Origin of the sequence: Alteraurantiacibacter aestuarii, from assembly GCF_039523595.1 — a bacterium.
Classification (GTDB): domain Bacteria; phylum Pseudomonadota; class Alphaproteobacteria; order Sphingomonadales; family Sphingomonadaceae; genus Alteraurantiacibacter; species Alteraurantiacibacter aestuarii.
Genome location: NZ_BAAAFP010000002.1, coordinates 2,013,060 through 2,030,460 on the forward strand (window position 1 = coordinate 2,013,060; position 17,401 = coordinate 2,030,460).

A 17,401-nucleotide genomic window follows, 5' to 3' on the forward strand; every position below is an offset into this window, starting at 1 on the left:
CACTGACATGACAGGCGAAATCAGGACCTACTCCGCACCGATCCGGCCACGCGATATCGATCACGCGACCGTTTACAAACATGATGACGAGTTTTGCTCATGGCCGTTCACCAGCGGCTTCTGGGAAAACGGCGATGGCACGCTGATCGCCAATTTCGCCACCCGCAACGTCTCCTACAACAGCGGCGATGCCATCCGGCATGACGTGCTGGGCCAGAACAGCAGCAACCCGCGAACCATCACCGTGCGGTCTCACGATCGCGGGCTGACCTGGGATGGAGCAAACCCCCAGATCAACATGATGGCCGGGCCCGGCGGCGAAGGACGCGGCATGGCGCGCGATGAGATGCCCGTCATGCTCGAACAGCCGGTCGATTACACCGATCCCAACGTGCTGGTTTCCAACGGCGTGATGGGCGGATTTGCAACCTCCGGTACGCAAGGCACGGTGCGGATTTCGCGCGATGGCGGCAGCAGCTGGGGTTCGACCCTGCTGGTGCCGCTGGAAGGCCTTTCCGCCACCACCGGCATTCAAAGCTCACTGGTGCGCCCCGACGGGCGGCTGCTGCTGTTCATGTTCTCCGTGGATGCCGACAATTCGCACCGCCGGCCACTCGTCTATGGCAGCACCAACGAAGGCCGCGAGTTCCACTTCATGAGCTATATCGTCCCGCGCGACGATCCGTTTGGCAATGCCGATGGCGATTATGACGATCCCAGTGTCGCCTTTGTCGGCCATCGCTGGTTCTATCCGCGCGGTTACATGCTCTCCAGCGGGCGCATATTATGCGTAACCCGTTGCCAGCGCGACCCGACCGGCGTGATGTGGAGCGAGGTCTTCTACAGTGACGATGGCGGCGATACCTGGGGCTTCCTGTCGCGCATCAACGATTTCGGCGCGCCCACCAGCATGGTGGTGATGCCCGATGGCCGGATCGTGGCGATCTATGGCTACCGCCTGATGCCATCGGGCATTCGGGCCGCGGTGAGCGAGGATGGCGGCAAGACCTGGGGGCCGGAAATCATCGTGCGCGACGATGGCGGCAGCTGGGACCTCGGCTACCCCAATGCCTGGCACGTGGAAGGTAACAAGGTCGGTACCTTGTATTACTTCAACAGCAAGGACGATCCGATCCAGGCCAACGGCGGCGTGCGTCACGTTGCCCGCTCGATCTTCTCGATCGATTGATGGCCATGCGAACCGCTCACTCCCGCTTTGCCAGTTGCCTCGCCGTTGCCAGCCTTGGCCTTGCAACCGCGCTGACAGCAGGCTGCACCACCGTGCAGGCACCTTCAGCAGCTCAGGCCGGGCAAGCCGCCCCGACCGTGCAAAGCGTGTCCATTGCCATGGCAGACGGAACGGCGGGGGCGCTGCTGTTCACGCCTGCGGGAACCGGGCCCTGGCCAGCCGTGCTGCTGTTTGGCGATGCATCGGGCCTGCGTCCGGCCTTTGCCGATATTGGCCGGGAACTGGCGGCGCGCGGCTATGTCGTGCTGGTGCCGAATGAATTCTACCGCAGCGTTGCGCTGGACGGCAGCGCGGCGACAGCTGCCCCTGCCCTGCCTGCCAGTGAGACCTTCCAGCGCGGCCAGCAATGGCGGGCATTGGCCACAGATGATGCGGTAATGGCCGATAGCCGCGCCTACATCGCCTGGCTCGATAGCCAAGCCAGCGTGGACCATGCCGCCAGGGCAGGCGCGGTTGGTTACGATATCGGGGCCGCCCATGCGTTTCTTGCCGCTCGCGCCCTGCCCGCCAGGATTGGCGTGGTTGCCGCAGCCCATCCCAGCGCCATTGCCACAACACGCGACAACAGTCCGCATCTGTTCGTGGCCCAGAGCCAGGCCGCCTATCTGGTGCAGCTTGCAGCCCCCGATGACGAGCGCGAGCCCGAGGACAAGACAGACCTGCGAAATGCCTTCTCCGCTGCCGGTCTGGACGCAACCGTTTCCGTCGTGCCTGCCGCCCACGGTTTTGCCGTAGCGGACCAGGCCGGTTACGATGCCGCCGCCAGCCACGCGTTTCTGGAGGAGACGGCAGGCCTGCTCGACGCGATTCTGAAATAGCAGCGCATGATAGAGCGCCGCTCTGGGCAAGTTGCCGCCACAATGCGCGCTAATCTGTCAGCAGCTGAAAATCCGGCACTGATCGCGCTGCCGCGCAAGATGTGACTTGATATCGATGAGGGAGGAAGATGCCATGATTGATCGCCGCAGGTTTATCGGGACGGGAATTGCCGCCGCCGGGGTCATGGCCTTGCCGACCATGTCGCGCGCGCATGTGATCAAACCGTCCTTCGAACTATATGATACGCACGCGCATTTCTACACCAATGACGTGGACACCTATCCCTTCAATGCCCGCACGGCGCGCTATGGCCCGGAGATCATGGTGGCCAAGGCGATGCGCTTTCCGCAGACCCCGCGTGAAGTGTTCCCGTTCTGGGAGGAATCGGGCATCGGCAAGGGTGCCGGGGTGCAATATTCCAGCACCTATCGGTTCGACAACCGCTACCTGCTCGACATCTCTGCCGAGCATCCCGACAAGATCATCCCGGTCGTCATCCTCGATCCCGTCGACCCTGAAACCCCGGCCACGCTGGAGCGGATGGCGCATGAGAACAGGATCGCTGGCGTGCGCTTCACCGGCACGCCCACGAATGGCGAGTTCGCCTTCTTCAGCGATGCCGCCGCTCCAACCTGGCAGATGGCCAACCAGCTTGGCCTGCTGATCGTTCTGATGCCGATTGGCGGCGACACCGCAGCGGCAATGGCATCCGTGGCCGTGCAGGCAGCGCGCTATCCCAACGTCAACATCCTGCTTGACCACATTGGCTTCCCGCGCCCCGAAGCGCTGCCGGAGACATGGGGCCTGACCCCGCAACACCTGTCGCTGCGTAGCCATCACAATGTCTATTACAAATACACCACCTTGCTGATCGAACAGCTCCATGCCGCGGAAATCGCCGAGCAGCCGTTCCTTGAGCACATGGTGCAGACTTTCGGCGCCAACAAGATGACCTGGGGCAGCGACGTGGGCAACACGCCGGGCAGCATGTTCGGCTGGGTGCAATACGCCCTGGCCTCCGCTGACGGGCTTTCCATGGGCGACAAGCATGGTCTGTTTCATGATACCGCCGAAGCGATCCACGTACCCGGCGGCCGGGGCGCGGCCTGAGGCATAATCTCCCGACGGAAGTGATGGGTCCTCCCCCGTCGCCTACCGTCAATCTGGGCGCCTCGTGCAAGCGAGGCGCCCATTCTTTACGTGTCCGGGGCACAATGCCCACAGCAGACGGAGAGAGTATGATGCAGGTTGATCCGCTTTTCTCGCTGGCCGGCAAGACCGCGCTCATCACCGGAGGAACCAGCGGGATCGGGCGGATGATCGCGCACGGCCTGACTGCACGCGGCGTGCGAACCTATCTCACCGGCCGCAACCGGGCGCAGGCGCAGGATGTCGCCTGCGCCATCGTGCAGGAAACGGGCGGCGATTGCATTGCGCTGGAAGCAGATCTGGCACGGCCAGATGGCCCGCAGCAGCTGGCCGCCGAACTGGCCGGGCGGGAGGAGCGGCTGCACCTGCTGGTCAATAATGCCGGTGCCAATGCCCGGGGCAGTCTGGCCGGGACCACGCAGGAAGACTGGGACCTGGTCCTGAACGTCAATCTGCGCGCCGCGTACTTCCTGATCCAGCAGGTCCTGCCGCTGCTAAAGGCTGCGGCAAGCGATGCCGACCCGGCGCGGATCGTCAACGTAGGGTCCATTGGCGGCCTGCACATTCCGGGCTGGGAAGCGCATCCCTACAATGTCTCCAAGGCGGCGGTGCATCACCTGACCCGGTCGCTGGCCAAATCGCTGGGGCCTGACAGGATCACGGTCAATGCCGTGGCGCCCGGCCCCTTCCCTTCACGCCTGACCGATACCGGCAGCGACGCCGTGAAGGCGAGCGTTGCCACTCATATCCCGCTTGGTCGACCGGGCGAGGCGGATGATGTGGTCGGCGCCATCGTCTTTCTCGCATCGCGCGCGGGGGCGTATGTCAACGGTCACACGCTCCCGCTGGATGGCGGATATATTGCCGCGCTGTAACCGCTATTTGCGCGGATAATCGGCCGCGTTCAGAACCCAGCCTTCCATGGCGGAGAAATCCTCACGCGGGGGTGCGAAAATGTCCACCAGCACGTTTTCCCCACTGTCCGACGGGGCCGAGGTATGGATCACCTTGGGCGGAATGACGCAGACCGAAGGCGACAGCACCTTCACATGCTCATCATCGCGCCATTCGTTCTGATTGGCGATCCACGGCCAGCGCAGATGGTGCATGTAGAAGCCATCCAGCGCCAGCGAACACTGCTCGAAATCATCGTGGTGATGCGGCGAGAGCTTGGTGATGTCGCGCGGGCCTTGCGGGGGGAACACGTTGACCATGAATGTGGTGCAGCGGAAGATCTTGCCAAAGCGCCCTTCCTGGTCCGGCACATCGAGGCTGTAGCTGCGAATTTTCCAGCCGCCCACGGGATCGGGCCATGGCTCGAATGCCGGAATCTGCGGGTGCGGACCGGCATATTTGTCGCCGTTGGATGCCTTGGCCGTAATATCGGGTGATTGCGTTGTGATAAGCCGCACCAGAAACCCGCCAGCGGTGGCGGTGATGGTGCTGTCACCCGGCGGGATCATGGTGATCGAATAGCCGCCGATTTCCTGCCGTTCCCCATTGGCTTCGACAATGGCCGACATGGCGGGATCGTGCAGCAGCAGGACATATTCGTCGACCTGCCCCTTGCGCTCGAACACCGCACCGGGCTCCACTTCGGAATAGCAGACCACGAAATTCTGCCCGCGCGTATACCAGTTGCGGCTACCCGCAGCCTGTTCCTGCGGTGCGCTGTCGTAAAACGTGGCGTAGGTCGACGCGCCAAATGCCGCGCTGGCCACGCTGCCGCCAGCACCACCAGCACTGGACAGTGCCGCACGCGGATCATCAGCTTCGTACATCGGCATTGGTCTCAACTCCTGATCAAACGCGTAACCGCGCTTCGGGCAGACAAGGCCCGGCAGCCCGGCCTATGCACACGCATAGGGCACCGCAATCGCAAACCGGTGCCAGGGCCGCAGCGGCAAAGTCATCCTTCCGCAGCAGGCAATTGTACCCGCCCGATCACCCGCCGCGCACGGCCTCCACCGCCTGGGCAGCGGCATTGCAGAACAGCGTCAGGTCATTGCTGACCATCACCAGCGTGAAACCCATGCCCAGATAGCGGCGCGCGTCATCCGGCGTTGCCGCAGCAGCAGCGGACATCACGCCTGCTTCCTTGGTTGCGGCCAGAACCTGCGCCGTCAGCGCGCGCACAGCGGGATCGGCGGCGGGCTTGCCGCTCGACAGATACAGGTCACCGTGCCCGATGAAGATGCCGTTGACATGGTCGAGCGCCGCGAACTGTGCCGCCGCTTCGAGCGATTGCCAATCCTCCAGCTGGATGAAGCGCGCGCATTGGCTGTCACCGCGATGCAGATAGGCCTGCATATCGCCTGTGCCCCACTCACCCGCGCGCGAGGTGGTGCCAAGCCCGCGCTGTCCGGCGGGTGCGAAAACCATCCGCCGCGTAACCTCGCGCGCGGTATCGAGGCTGGTCACACGCGGCACCAGCAGGCCATCGGCCCCGGCATCAAGCAAGGGCTGGATCGTGGTGGCGGTGGAATCCGCCATGCGCACCAGTGCCGCCATTCCCATCGCCTGCGCACAAAACACCAGCTCGCCAGCGCGTTGCAGCGACAGTGGGGCGTGCTCCATGTCGATCACCACGAAGTCAAACCCGGCGCGGGCCAGCATCTGCACGCTTTCGATCGACGGGATCTTTACCCACGTGCCCAGCATCCCGCCTTCGCGGCCCAGCGCCTGTGTCACGAAATCCTGCATAGAACCGCTCCCTTCATTTGCCCGCAAGCGCATGGCGGTGGTGGATTGCCAGCTCCAGATAATGCTCCACGCCCTCGCCCAGACCGGCCCGCTCATCCGCGCGCAATTGGCGCATGGGTCTGGCCGGACGGCCCGCCCACAATTCGCCGCCGGGCAGGACCTTGCCCGGTGTCAACATGGCGCCAGCACCCAGCATGCCGCCCGAGCACACGCGCGCGCGGTCCATCACGATGGCACCCATGCCCACAAACCCGTGATCCTCAATCGTGCAGCCATGCAGCACCGCCATATGGCCGATCAGGGCATCGGCACCGATCACCGTATCCAGCACGTCACCCTCATGCCCGTCACGCGGCCCTTCGGTATGGATGACCGTGCCGTCCTGCACATTGCTGCGCGCCCCGATCACGATCCGCCCCAGATCGGCGCGCAGCACGCAATTATACCACACGCTGGCATGCGGGCCGATCTCCACATCGCCGATGATGGTGGCATTGGGCGCAACGAAGGCAGTGGGGTCAATCCGCGGCGTCCGCCCGCGATAGGAAACGATGGATTTCATCGCCTGTTCCTGCACCGCGCGCCGCCGCTGCGAAAGGCGCGCGTGCCTGCCGCGCCGGTTGGGCCGAAATATCATGCCGCCTGAGGCAAATGCCCTGCGCCCAAGCCGGTGTAAGGCTCCGGTCTGGACACTGAGACGGAGAGAATCTTCCCCATGCGCGACAGCCTGGACCTGGTACATGTACGCAACGTGCGCATAGGCGTGGGCGCGGTGCGGCGATGTGCAGACGATGTCGCCGCGCGGGGTGCCGGCAAGGTGCTGATCGTCACCTCGCAGCCGATTGAGCATATGACCGGCGGACTGGCCGGGCAACTTGCCGCGCTCGGGATCGCGGTGCAGGTCCATGCCGCACCCGATGGCGAGCCCACACGGGCCGATCTGGCCAGGGCGATGGATGCGGCGCGCCGCTTCGGGGCGGATTTCGTGATCGGCTTTGGCGGGGGAAGCGCGCTGGACGTGGCCAAGCTGATCGCCGCGCTGCTGGACGGCAGACAGGAATTTGTCGACGTGGTCGGCATTGGTCAGGTCGCCGGGCGCGCGATTCCCCTCGCCTGTATTCCCACCACTGCGGGAACCGGCAGCGAGGTGACGCCCATCGCCATCATCGAGGATGAAGAGGCGGAACTGAAGATGGGCGTCGTCAGCCCCCATCTGGTGCCCGACTATGCCTATCTCGACCCGGAACTGACCGTTTCCATGCCGCGCAAGGTCACTGCCTCTACCGGGATCGATGCGCTGACTCATTGCATAGAGGCCTATGCCAATCGTTTCGCCCACCCGGTGGTCGATTGCTGGGCGCTGGAAGGCATCCGCCTGATCGCCGACAATCTGGAAACCGCCTGCACCGATCCGGGCAACCTGCCCGCGCGTGAGGCGATGCTGGTGGCCAGCCATCTGGGCGGCATGTGCCTTGGCCCGGTCAATACGGCGGCGGTGCATGCGCTAGCCTATCCGATGGGCGGCGAATTCCACGTTCCGCATGGCGTCGCCAATTCGCTGCTGTTGCCACATGTGATCCGCTTCAACGCCGAGCAGGTGCCCGAACGCTATGCAAGTGTGGCTCATGCGCTGGGCGTTGCCCCAACCGCTGACGTGCGCGCCGACGCCGAGGCCGGAATCGCCCGGATCGAGGCAATTTCCGCCGCTGCCGGGATCGACCGGCGGCTGCGCGATGTCGGCATTGGCGCCAATGCGCTGCCCAAGATGGCGGCCGCAGCGATGACGGTGCAGCGATTGCTGAGCAATAATTTGCGCGATGTGTCCGAACAGCAGGCGCTGCAGATTTACCAGGCAGCGCTGTGACCGTCTCCGCCTCAAGCAAGTGAACCAACCCCGGCAGGCAAGCCGCCGCGCAGCAAATCTGCGAGCGAGCATCTGCCTGATGCGCAAGTGGAGAGAACATGGCGACTGATGACACCCTCAAGCTGAACGCCGAACTGGCATTGCAGCTTGCCGAATACTGGCACGAGATCGACTTCAATGGCGGTGCTGATGCGAGCGCGTATTACACGCCGGATGCCGAATTCCACGGCCAGTTCGCCTCCTACATCGGGCGTGACAAGATCCAGCAGTTCTATGACTGGCGGCGCGCGCGCGGGGCGCGGCTGTCCGTCCATGCCTTCACCAATTTCCGCGCCCGCTTCACCGGCGAAGGCACGGCAGAAGCGACCAATTTCCTGTTCCTCTATGCCCGCGATGGTGAACGCCCGCAGCCCAGCCACGAGCCGGTGACCATCTCGCTCGCCACCGATCGCTTCGTGCTTGAGGGCGGCCTCTGGCTGTGCACCTATCGCCGCTTCGAACACCTGTTCGAAAGCGATGTCCCGGTAACCAATCCCAATCTCGACGAGGACAAATGAGCACGCAGCGCGGCGCCCTGTCCGAACCGGACCTGCTGCTCTCGCAGTGTCTGATCGATGGCGAATGGATCGGCGGCGAAGGCGCGCCGATTGCGGTCGACGATCCCTTCACCGGGGAAACCATCGGCACTGTGCCGCGGCTGGACAAGGATCACGCCAATCGCGCGATCGATGCGGCGGCCCGCGCCTTTCCCGGCTGGGCCGGACGGACCGCGCAGGATCGCGGACGGGTTCTGCGCAAGTGGTACGATCTCATCGTCACCCACAAGGAAGACCTCGCCCGGCTGATCACGCGGGAGAACGGCAAGACCCTGGCCGAAGCGCGCGGCGAGGTGGATTACGGTGCCGGATTCATGGAATTCTACGCCGATGAGGCAACACGCGTCATGGGGGAAACCATCCCGGCCCCCGTCCCCGGCCGCCGCCTGCTGGCTGAGCGTGAGCCGGTTGGCGTATGTGCGGCGATCACGCCGTGGAACTTCCCGCTGGCGATGATGACGCGCAAGGTCGGCCCCGCGCTGGCCGCCGGTTGCACCGTTGTGGGCAAGCCGGCCACAGCCACCCCGCTGACCGCACTCGCCTTTGCCCGGCTGGGTGAAGAAGCGGGCGTACCGCGCGGCGTGCTCAACATGCTGACCGGGTCCGCAGCCGGTATCGGCGGCGCTATCACCGCCTCATCCACCGTGCGCAAGCTGTCCTTCACCGGATCGACCGAGATCGGCGAACAGCTCTACCGCGAATGCGCTGGCACCATGAAGCGTCTCTCGCTGGAACTGGGCGGCAATGCACCGCTGCTGATCTTCGATGATGCAGACCTTGCAACCGCGGTCGAGACTGCCGCCGTCGCCAAGTTTCGCAACAGCGGGCAAAGCTGCATCGCCGCCAATCGTATCTACGTGCAGCAGGGAATCTACGACCGCTTCCTGGCAGCCTTTGCCGCGCGCGTGCAGGGCATGAAGGCGGGTGACGGATTTGACCCGGCCAGCGATATCGGGCCGCTGATCGACCGTGCTGCGGTGGACAAGGTTTCCGAACATCGCGACGCCGCGCTCGCCGGTGGCGGTCGGCTGCTGGCAGGTGGCGGCGATGCCGGCGGGCTGCTGTTCCACCCCACGCTGGTGGCCGATGTCACCCCCGATGCCCAGCTCGCCTGCGAGGAAACCTTCGGTCCGCTGGCGGGCGTCATCAGCTTCGGAACGCTGGAACAGGGGCTGCAACTGGCGAACGATACGCCGTTCGGCCTTGCTGCCTATATGTGCGCGCAGGACCCGGCCACGATCGCGCGCGTTTCGCGCGGGCTGGAAAGCGGGATGGTGGGCATCAACACCGGCCTCATCTCCTCACCCCATGCGCCGTTTGGCGGGGTCAAGATGTCCGGCCTCGGGCGTGAGGGATCGCACCACGGGCTCGAAGAATATCTCAACATCAAATATCTTTGCCACGCAGGGCTTTGAGGTCAGGACTTTAGAGGAAATATCGGATGCGCAAGACAAACAAGGTCATCATCACCTGCGCTCCGACCGGGTCGATCCATACCCCGTCGATGTCGCCGCATCTGCCGGTCACTGCCGATCAGATCGCCGCTGCGGCCATCGGTGCGGCAGAGGCTGGCGCGGCGATCCTGCACCTGCACGCGCGTCACGATGGCGACGGCAGCCCCAGCGCCCGGGCAGATGATTTCATGCGCTTCCTGCCGCGCGTGAAGCAGTCCTGCGATGCGGTGATCAACATTTCCACCGGCGGCAGTGCGACCATGTCATTGGATGACCGGCTGGAAGGCGCCAAGGCCGCGCGGCCAGAGCTGTGCTCGCTCAACATGGGTCCGCTGATCTTTGACTTCTCCGCCGCCGGCAAGCGCGTCAGCAACTGGCAGCATGCGTGGGAACGCGAATATGTCGAATCCAGCCGTGGCCGGATCATGTATAATGACAACGCCTTCATCGAGCGGATCATGCTGGAAGTGGGCCGCGAATTCGGCACAAGGTTTGAATTCGAATGCTACGACGTCGGCCATCTCTACACGCTGGCGCATTTCGCCGATCGCGGGCTGATCGATCCGCCATTCCTGGTCCAGGGGGTGATCGGCATTCTGGGCGGGATCGGCGCCGACCCGCGCAATCTGGCGCATATGGTGACCGTGGCGGACAGCCTGTTTGGCAATGATTACATCTTCTCCGCCTTCGCCGCCGGTCGGAACCAGCTCGACTTCTGCACCCAGTCGGTGCTGCTGGGCGGCAATGCGCGGGTCGGGCTGGAGGACAATCTGTACATCGGCCCGGGTGAACTGGCACACAGCAATGCCCAGCAGGTAACCAAGCTGCGCCTCATCATCGAGACACTGGGGCGCGAAGTGGCCACTGCGGATGAAGCGCGTGCGATGCTGGGCCTCAAGGGCGGGGACGCCGTGGCTTTCTGACCGGATCATTCCCCTCAGGCAGATAACGCAACGAAACCGTGGGAAATACCGCGCCAGCGGTTAGATGAAGCCGCGCTGGTCAAGTCTGCACAGGCCGTGCCGCTGGTATCTTATCGCAAGCCGCTGGATAAAGGACCGCTCCCGCAGCGGTCATGAATAACAATGGCACCGGGCGGGGGTGAGGGTAACTTGGGAGTCGATGGCGCGATGAAAGCAAGCACCGACAGGAGCCTGTTCGGCTGGTACCGCGAAGCGGACGGCAAGACCCGGCGCGTGTTCTGGACCTGCGGGGCAGGCTGGATCATGGATGCGGCGGACGCGCAGGTGTTCCAGTACCTGATCCCGCTCCTCATCACATCGCTGGGCATTACGCTGACAGAGGCCGGTTCGATCGCCAGCGCGAGTTATTTCGCCGCAGCAATCGGTGGCTGGCTGGGCGGCTGGCTGTGTGACCGCTTTGGCCGCGCGCGGATCCTGCAGATCACCATCCTGTGGTTTTCGGTATTCTCGTTCCTTTCCGGCTTCGCGCAGACCTACGAACAGATGCTGCTCGTGCGTGTGCTGCACGGCATCGGGTTTGGTGCGGAATGGGCAGTGGGCGCGGTATTGCTGGGTGAGATGATCAATCCCAAGCATCGCGGCAAGGCATTGGGCGCAGTTCAGGCGGGCGCGCCTGTCGGTTCGGCCATAGCCGCGATACTGGCCGGCCCGGTGGCCGCATCCTTCGATCCGGATATCGGCTGGCGCGTGGCCTTCTGGGTCGGGCTGGCCCCTGCCCTGCTGATATTCTTCATCCGCCGCGGATCGGACGATGCAGATGTCTACAAGCAGGCGCGGGCCAAGCTGAAAGCGGAAAATCGCACCACCGGCCTTGGCGCGATATTCTCGCCCAAGGTGCTGTGGATCACGGCCCTTGCATCGCTGCTGTCGCTTGGCGTTCAGGGGGCCGCCTATTCGGTCGCCAACTACCTCACCACCTTCATGACGGTGGAGCGCGGCATGACCCAGTCTGTGGCCGGATATCTGGTGCTGATCAATTCACTCGGCGGCATATTGGGTTGCCTGACCAACTCCTACATCAGCGACATCGCCGGGCGCCGCAAGGTATTCCGCATCTTCGGCCTGGGCTTTGTGATCATGGCTTCGGTCTATCTGTTCGGCCCGTGGGGCGACAACCTGTGGCTGCTGGTGCCCATCGGCATGGTCTACGGCTTCTTCCAGTTCGGCATGTATGCCAGCTTCGGACCCTATTTCACCGAACTCTTCCCCACCGAGATGCGCGGTTCGGGTCAGGCCTTCGCCTATAATTCGGGCCGTGCCGGTGCCGCGCTGTTCATCCTTGCCGTTCCCTTGCTGGCCACGCTGATACCGCTCAGTGCAGCGATGGCGACATTGGGCATTGTGGGCATTGCCTGCGCGCTGATCCCCACTTTGCTGTTGCCTGAAACCGCCGGACGAGCTTTGCTCTCACTGGACGATCTGGCGGGCAAAGATGCGAGGGAAGATTTGGTGAGCGGCAGCAGCGGGACATGAACGACAAGCCGGTCATGGTCATCATTGGCGGCAGTCGCGGCATCGGGGCGGCAACTGCGATCATGGCCAGCCAGCGCGGCTATCGCGTCGTGCTGACATATTCCAGCAGTGCCGATCAGGCAGATGCGCTGGTGAGGAGAATTGCGGCAGCGGGCGGAGAGGCAATCGCCGCGCACTGCGAGGTATCAACCGAAAGCGATATCACCGCCCTGTTCGAGCAGGCAGCAAACCTGGGGCCGGTTCGCGCCATGGTGTATTGCAGCGGGATCACCGGCCCGGCCTCCCCGCTTGCACAGGCGAGCGCGCAAACACTGCGCCAGGTGATTGAGGTCAATCTGGTCGGGGCGATGCTGTGCGCCCGGGAAGCTATCCGCACCATGTCCACGCAGTCCGGCGGCACGGGCGGTTCGATCACCTTTATTTCCTCACGCGCATCCGATCGTGGATCAGCCGGGGAATATGTCTGGTACGCCGCTTCCAAGGGCGGTGTGAACAGCCTGTCGACAGGTCTGGCGCGCGAAGTGGCGCAGCAGGGTATCAGGGTGAACTGCGTATCGCCCGGCCCCATTGCCACCGAGATGCTGACCCCTGAACGCCAGCAGATCGGCGCCAGTGCCGTGGCGATGGGGCGCGTTGGTGAGCCTGAGGAGGTGGCGACGGCCGTCCTTTACCTCGCCTCTGACGAGGCATCCTATGTGACCGGAGCCAATCTTGCGGTGGCGGGCGGCGCATGATGGCTTGGCTTTCATCAGCCCTCGCCCGGTCCCCCGCTTCAATCAGCGCACACTTGCAGCCAGGGCACAATTGATGGACAACTGATCCATCGAACAGGCGAGAAGGTCAGAAAAAGCTGGCCCGGCCTTCGGGAGAGAAACGGCGATGCAATCTTACAGTACTGAAACGCTGCCTGCAGAATCGCGAACGTCGGCGTGGAACGCGCTCTACTCACGCCAGCTCAACAATGTCGAATTCACTCCCGCGAACAGCCAGGACTTTGCGGCAAACCTCAGCCTGGGCCAGTTGGGCCCGGTCCAGTTCGCCCGCATGTCCACCAACAGGACCAATATCCTGCGCACAAGGCGGCATATCCTGCCCGGTGCACCACGGCTCTACTCGTTCCTGTTGCAGGCGCGGGGCAGCAGCCTTCTTTCGCATTGCGGCCAGGAAGCTCAGATGACGCAGGGCGATTTCGCCCTGTGCGACAGTGCCGCGCCGCACAGCTTCACGGTGGAGGACAACAGCATGGTCATCATGCTGCGGGTCGATGCCGCCACGCTCAAGCAGCATCTGCCGACGCCGGAGAAGTTCTGCGGCCTGCACCTGAAGAACGAAGTTGGGCTGACCAGCACCATGTACGCCATGGTGGAGCGGCTCAACAGCCAGCTGGAGACTGGTTTCACCTCCATTTATGATGGCCGGCTGGCGCAGAACCTGCTCGAAATGCTGTCCATGTCTTACGCCATTGGCTTTGAGATGGCGCCGGAGGTTTCCGCCGTGCTGGGCGGTCGTCACGCCGAAGTGGTCCGCTATATCGAAGACAATCTGCGCGATCCCGATCTGGCGCCGGCCAATATCGCCACCGGCCTGCGCATATCGCCGCGCTATCTGCGCACGATCTTTGCCCGCTCGGGTGAGAAGGTATCGACCTACATCATCCGCCGCAGGCTGGAGGAATGCGCCAAGCAGATCCGCGATCCCAGCTGGGCCGGTCACACGCTGACCGAAATCGCCTTTTCCTGGGGCTTCAACAGCGCGGCGCATTTCACCCGGACTTTCCACGAACAGCACGGCATGCCCCCGCGCGAATATCGCCGCCGCATGCAGGCCTGATCACCGCGCCAGACGGCTCACTCAAACTCACTCAGGAATAGGGCTGGTCCATGAAAAAGGCCGGCCCTTTCGCTGTGAAAGGGCCGGCCAGTGGATAGCGAGTGGGAGGACCCGCCCATGGGATCAGAAGCGCAGTCGTGCACCCATACGAAAGCGCGAACCAAAGGTATCGAAGTAGACCGGATTGGTCGGATAGTTGGACCCGCCCAGTCCGCCGCCGCCAGGTGCGACAGGTGGCGTCGTGTCGAACAGGTTCTCGATCGATCCGAACAGCTCAACATACTGGTCGCCGCCACTTCCCAGCGGAATTTCATACGACATGGCGATGTTGAAATAGGTCGCGCTGTCCACGCGGTTGTCATTGATCGAGTCTGGCAGGCCAGGATCGTAACCGGCATCCTGCGGGCCGATCTTCTCGACATCGTAGATGCCCTTGGCGATGTGCCGGGCGCTCAGCGTCGCGTTGAACGGGCCGTTGTCATAGGAAAGGAAGCCCATGAATACCCAGTCGGGTGACGGATTGAAGTCCCCGCCCAGAAGCACCGGACCCGTCTGCCCGGCATAATCGATGACCGGGGTCGTGGGATCGGCCTGAACCTTGAAGTCATACTGGTTGTTGGCCAGCACGCGCAGGTTGAGATTGCCGCCCCAACCGCCGCTCAGTTCATACAGCGGCAAATTATACGCCAGTTCGAAATCGAAACCGCGCACCTTCAGGCTGCCCAGATTCACCTGCCGCGCATCGACGAAGGTGATGTTCGTGGGCGAGGCAAAGGTGATGCGATCGCAGAACAGGCTGAAATCGCCGCAGAAGTCCACGATCCGCTGACCTGGCAGAGTGGTCACCGTGTCGGTGACGGCGATCTGGTACCAGTCTGCCGACAGGCGCAGGCCGCGGGCGAAATTCGGGCTGAACACCACACCCAGCGTCGTCGTATCTGCACTTTCAGGCGAGAGCGCAAAGCTGCCGCCGTTCAGGATCGGCGTCGGGTCATCGCCAAGGCCGGGCGAGCCGGGGATGTTGAAGTTATCGACGATCCCCTGCGAACTGCCCTCTTCGGTCGGCACCTGCTGGTTGAACAATTCGCGGAAACCGGCCGACCGTATATCGCGTGAGCGTGAGCCACGGACGCGGAAGCCGTCAGCAATCTCCCAGATGGTGGAGAATTTGTAACTGATTTTGTCGGTCGTCTTGTCTTCACCGGTGCTGGCGTTGCGGGCGCTGTTCTGCGTCCAGCGAACTGCCCCGTTCAGCTCCAGCATCTCGGCAAAGGGCAAGTCCGCCAGCAGCGGCACGTTGACCTCGCCAAAGGCCTCGAACACGTCGATCGAGCCGCCGTAATCCGTGCCGAAGGTAAAGGCATAATCGTTGTAATTCGGGATGTTGCCGTGCGTTACATCGCCCTCTTCGGCGCGATATTCCGCACCAACAGCGGCACCGACCGGGCCTGCGCCTATACCATCGAACAGATCACCGCTGAGCGATGCTGCAATGACTTGCTGCGTATAGCTGAAGTCCTGCACAACCGGGCGATAGGCATAGTCAATCGCAGCCTGCGTCAGATTGTCGAGCCCGAACAGGTTGAGCGGGGCGCAGCCTTCCGCACGCGGATTGGGATTGGCCTTCAGTGTCTCGCGGCAGACAATGTTGCCGTTGGGTGTGCCGTTCAGGAACTGGCCTTCGTCCACAGCATCAAGCGCGAACTGGAACTCGGTATTGACGCGTGAATAGCGCCCGTCTCGGTGCTTTTCGTTGGAGCCGTACTGGTAATAGATATCCCAGCTCCAGTTGCTGCCGATTTCCCCTTCAAGGCCCACGATCGCGCGCCAGACATCGGCCTGAGCGGAGTTGAGCGCGGGTATCTGCGCATCGACATCCTTGCCCAGGCTGAACGATGTGCCGTTCAGCAGGGTTACCAGATCGGAAGGCAGGAAGGCATTGTCCGGCTTGACGAAGAACGTCGAGCGGGGACCGGCGGTAACGCCGCTGTTGGAATTGCTGGTGTGGGCATAGGTGACTTCGGTGAAGGCGCTGATCGCGTCTGTCAGCTGATACTCGCCATAGAGATAGCCGACATAGCGTTCACTGGGGGTCTGCAGATCGGAATCGGCATAGGTCGATTCGCCATCGCCGCCGCTGCGTGAACCGAAGGTGTTGGCGTTGACATAGATGCCCGGATCGAAATCAAGCACACCGGTGCCATCATCGTTGAAGCGCAGGTTGCGCGCGGCGGGATTGGCCGGGGCGCGGTTGCGCACCACGCCGTGTGAATCGTTGAACGCCTGCTTGGAATCGGGCGCAATGATGAAGTTGGGCTGGCCGAAAGTGGGCGATCCGGGAATATTATACCCGGTCACCCCGCCGCCCGGCAGCACGTCCGCGTCATTGTCGAAGATATCCCAGCCTTCGGCGCACCACAGGCGCACTGCCGAACAATCACCGATGCCCTGCTTGTTCTGATATTCGCCGCCCACTACAACGTGGCCCCGGCTTCCCAGATCCGTGCCATAGACGAGCGAGGCATGGAAATCCTCGCCATCGCCGCGGAAGGTCTGACCGTAATCAACCTGCGCGCGCAAGCCGACCAGATCGGTATCGAGGATGACGTTCACCACACCCGCGATCGCATCCGAGCCATAGGCAGCCGAACCACCGCCGGTCACCGTTTCCACGCGGGCAATCATGGCCGTGGGGATCAGGTTGAGATCGACCGCACCGCCATCTGACGTCGGCACGAAGCGGCGGGTGTTGACCAGCGTCAGCGTGCGCGTTCCTGCGCTGGGGTTGAGGCCGCGCAGGTTGGCAAAATTGGCACCCACGTCTGCGCCAGCGGTAATGCCAGCGGTCGCATCGGACTGGAAGGAGCTGTTCTGCGGGATCAGCTCGACAATATCGCCGACATTGACCAGGCCAAGGTCGCGCGTGGTCTGGGCGTCAAACACAGTGGCGGGTGTAGGCTCACTGAAACCGTCGCGCTTGATGCGCGAACCGGTCACCAGGATCATGTCATTATCATCGGCAGCGTCAGCCGCTTCGCTGGCTTCAGCAGCGTTTCCGGCATTCTGAGCCAGTGCGGGCGCTGAATAAACTGTCGCAAGAGCGAAAGTAAGCGCTAATGAACTGGAGCCGAAATGGAGCCAGCTCCTAATATTTTTATTCATTAATTCCTCCCCTAAGGTGCAATATAAGCACATGATCGAAATGCCTCATCAATGATGAGTGCAGTCAATCCATACCTTGGGGCATCAATTCACATTTTTCTGATCAGACTTCTTACCTC

At 63.0% G+C, this 17,401-nt stretch carries 15 protein-coding genes; 11 read left to right on the forward strand and 4 right to left on the reverse strand.

What is annotated here, in order from left to right; genetic code table 11:
* Positions 1 to 7 precede the first annotated feature (7 nt).
* The 4 genes from ABDZ98_RS13240 to ABDZ98_RS13255 all read left to right on the forward strand — a co-directional run bounded on the left by ABDZ98_RS13240 (position 8) and on the right by ABDZ98_RS13255 (position 4,092).
* On the forward strand, positions 8 to 1,189 hold the full coding sequence (locus ABDZ98_RS13240) for a sialidase family protein (protein WP_343808844.1): 1,182 nt from the start codon (positions 8 to 10) through the stop codon (positions 1,187 to 1,189).
* 5 nt (positions 1,190 to 1,194) lie between these two features.
* A complete protein-coding gene (locus tag ABDZ98_RS13245; protein ID WP_343808846.1) occupies positions 1,195 to 2,067 on the forward strand; it encodes a dienelactone hydrolase family protein in 873 nt (290 codons plus the stop codon).
* Positions 2,068 to 2,200: 133 nt separating this feature from the next.
* On the forward strand, positions 2,201 to 3,178 hold the full coding sequence (locus ABDZ98_RS13250; RefSeq protein WP_343808848.1) for an amidohydrolase family protein: 978 nt from the start codon (positions 2,201 to 2,203) through the stop codon (positions 3,176 to 3,178).
* Positions 3,179 to 3,306: 128 nt separating this feature from the next.
* Positions 3,307 to 4,092 carry an SDR family oxidoreductase gene (locus ABDZ98_RS13255; protein ID WP_343808850.1) on the forward strand — a complete coding sequence of 262 codons (786 nt, stop codon included), beginning with the start codon at positions 3,307 to 3,309 and terminating at the stop codon, positions 4,090 to 4,092.
* Between the two features lie 3 nt (positions 4,093 to 4,095).
* Here ABDZ98_RS13255 and ABDZ98_RS13260 read toward each other — a convergent pair whose 3' ends face one another.
* From ABDZ98_RS13260 to ABDZ98_RS13270, 3 genes are all read right to left on the reverse strand, one after another.
* Positions 4,096 to 5,004, reverse strand: coding sequence for a cupin domain-containing protein (locus ABDZ98_RS13260; protein ID WP_343808852.1), 909 nt, complete (start codon positions 5,002 to 5,004; stop codon positions 4,096 to 4,098).
* Positions 5,005 to 5,161: 157 nt separating this feature from the next.
* A complete protein-coding gene (locus ABDZ98_RS13265; RefSeq protein WP_343808854.1) occupies positions 5,162 to 5,920 on the reverse strand; it encodes an HpcH/HpaI aldolase family protein in 759 nt (252 codons plus the stop codon).
* 13 nt (positions 5,921 to 5,933) lie between these two features.
* A complete protein-coding gene (locus tag ABDZ98_RS13270; RefSeq protein ID WP_425543046.1) occupies positions 5,934 to 6,557 on the reverse strand; it encodes a gamma carbonic anhydrase family protein in 624 nt (207 codons plus the stop codon).
* Between the two features lie 78 nt (positions 6,558 to 6,635).
* Between ABDZ98_RS13270 and ABDZ98_RS13275 the strand changes: the two genes are divergently transcribed.
* From ABDZ98_RS13275 to ABDZ98_RS13305, 7 genes are all read left to right on the forward strand, one after another.
* On the forward strand, positions 6,636 to 7,784 hold the full coding sequence (locus ABDZ98_RS13275; protein WP_343808855.1) for an iron-containing alcohol dehydrogenase: 1,149 nt from the start codon (positions 6,636 to 6,638) through the stop codon (positions 7,782 to 7,784).
* Positions 7,785 to 7,882: 98 nt separating this feature from the next.
* Complete coding sequence (locus ABDZ98_RS13280; protein ID WP_343808857.1) at positions 7,883 to 8,341, forward strand: nuclear transport factor 2 family protein; 459 nt, start codon at positions 7,883 to 7,885, stop codon at positions 8,339 to 8,341.
* A complete protein-coding gene (locus ABDZ98_RS13285) occupies positions 8,338 to 9,795 on the forward strand; it encodes an NAD-dependent succinate-semialdehyde dehydrogenase (protein WP_343808859.1) in 1,458 nt (485 codons plus the stop codon). Before ABDZ98_RS13280 ends, ABDZ98_RS13285 begins: the two co-directional genes overlap by 4 nt.
* A 26-nt stretch (positions 9,796 to 9,821) precedes the next feature.
* The gene (gene kce, locus ABDZ98_RS13290) at positions 9,822 to 10,757 is read left to right on the forward strand and encodes a 3,5-dioxohexanoate:acetyl-CoA acetone transferase (protein ID WP_343808861.1); all 936 of its coding nucleotides are present in this window, start codon (positions 9,822 to 9,824) and stop codon (positions 10,755 to 10,757) included.
* Positions 10,758 to 10,964: 207 nt separating this feature from the next.
* Positions 10,965 to 12,290 carry an MFS transporter gene (locus ABDZ98_RS13295; protein WP_343808863.1) on the forward strand — a complete coding sequence of 442 codons (1,326 nt, stop codon included), beginning with the start codon at positions 10,965 to 10,967 and terminating at the stop codon, positions 12,288 to 12,290.
* Positions 12,287 to 13,024 carry an SDR family NAD(P)-dependent oxidoreductase gene (locus ABDZ98_RS13300; protein ID WP_343808865.1) on the forward strand — a complete coding sequence of 246 codons (738 nt, stop codon included), beginning with the start codon at positions 12,287 to 12,289 and terminating at the stop codon, positions 13,022 to 13,024. The genes ABDZ98_RS13295 and ABDZ98_RS13300 overlap by 4 nt, the downstream gene beginning before the upstream one ends.
* A gap of 145 nt (positions 13,025 to 13,169) precedes the next feature.
* A complete protein-coding gene (locus ABDZ98_RS13305; protein WP_343808867.1) occupies positions 13,170 to 14,120 on the forward strand; it encodes a helix-turn-helix domain-containing protein in 951 nt (316 codons plus the stop codon).
* A gap of 123 nt (positions 14,121 to 14,243) precedes the next feature.
* Here ABDZ98_RS13305 and ABDZ98_RS13310 read toward each other — a convergent pair whose 3' ends face one another.
* Positions 14,244 to 17,282 carry a TonB-dependent receptor plug domain-containing protein gene (locus tag ABDZ98_RS13310; RefSeq protein WP_343808869.1) on the reverse strand — a complete coding sequence of 1,013 codons (3,039 nt, stop codon included), beginning with the start codon at positions 17,280 to 17,282 and terminating at the stop codon, positions 14,244 to 14,246.
* Between the last annotated feature and the right edge of the window lie 119 nt (positions 17,283 to 17,401).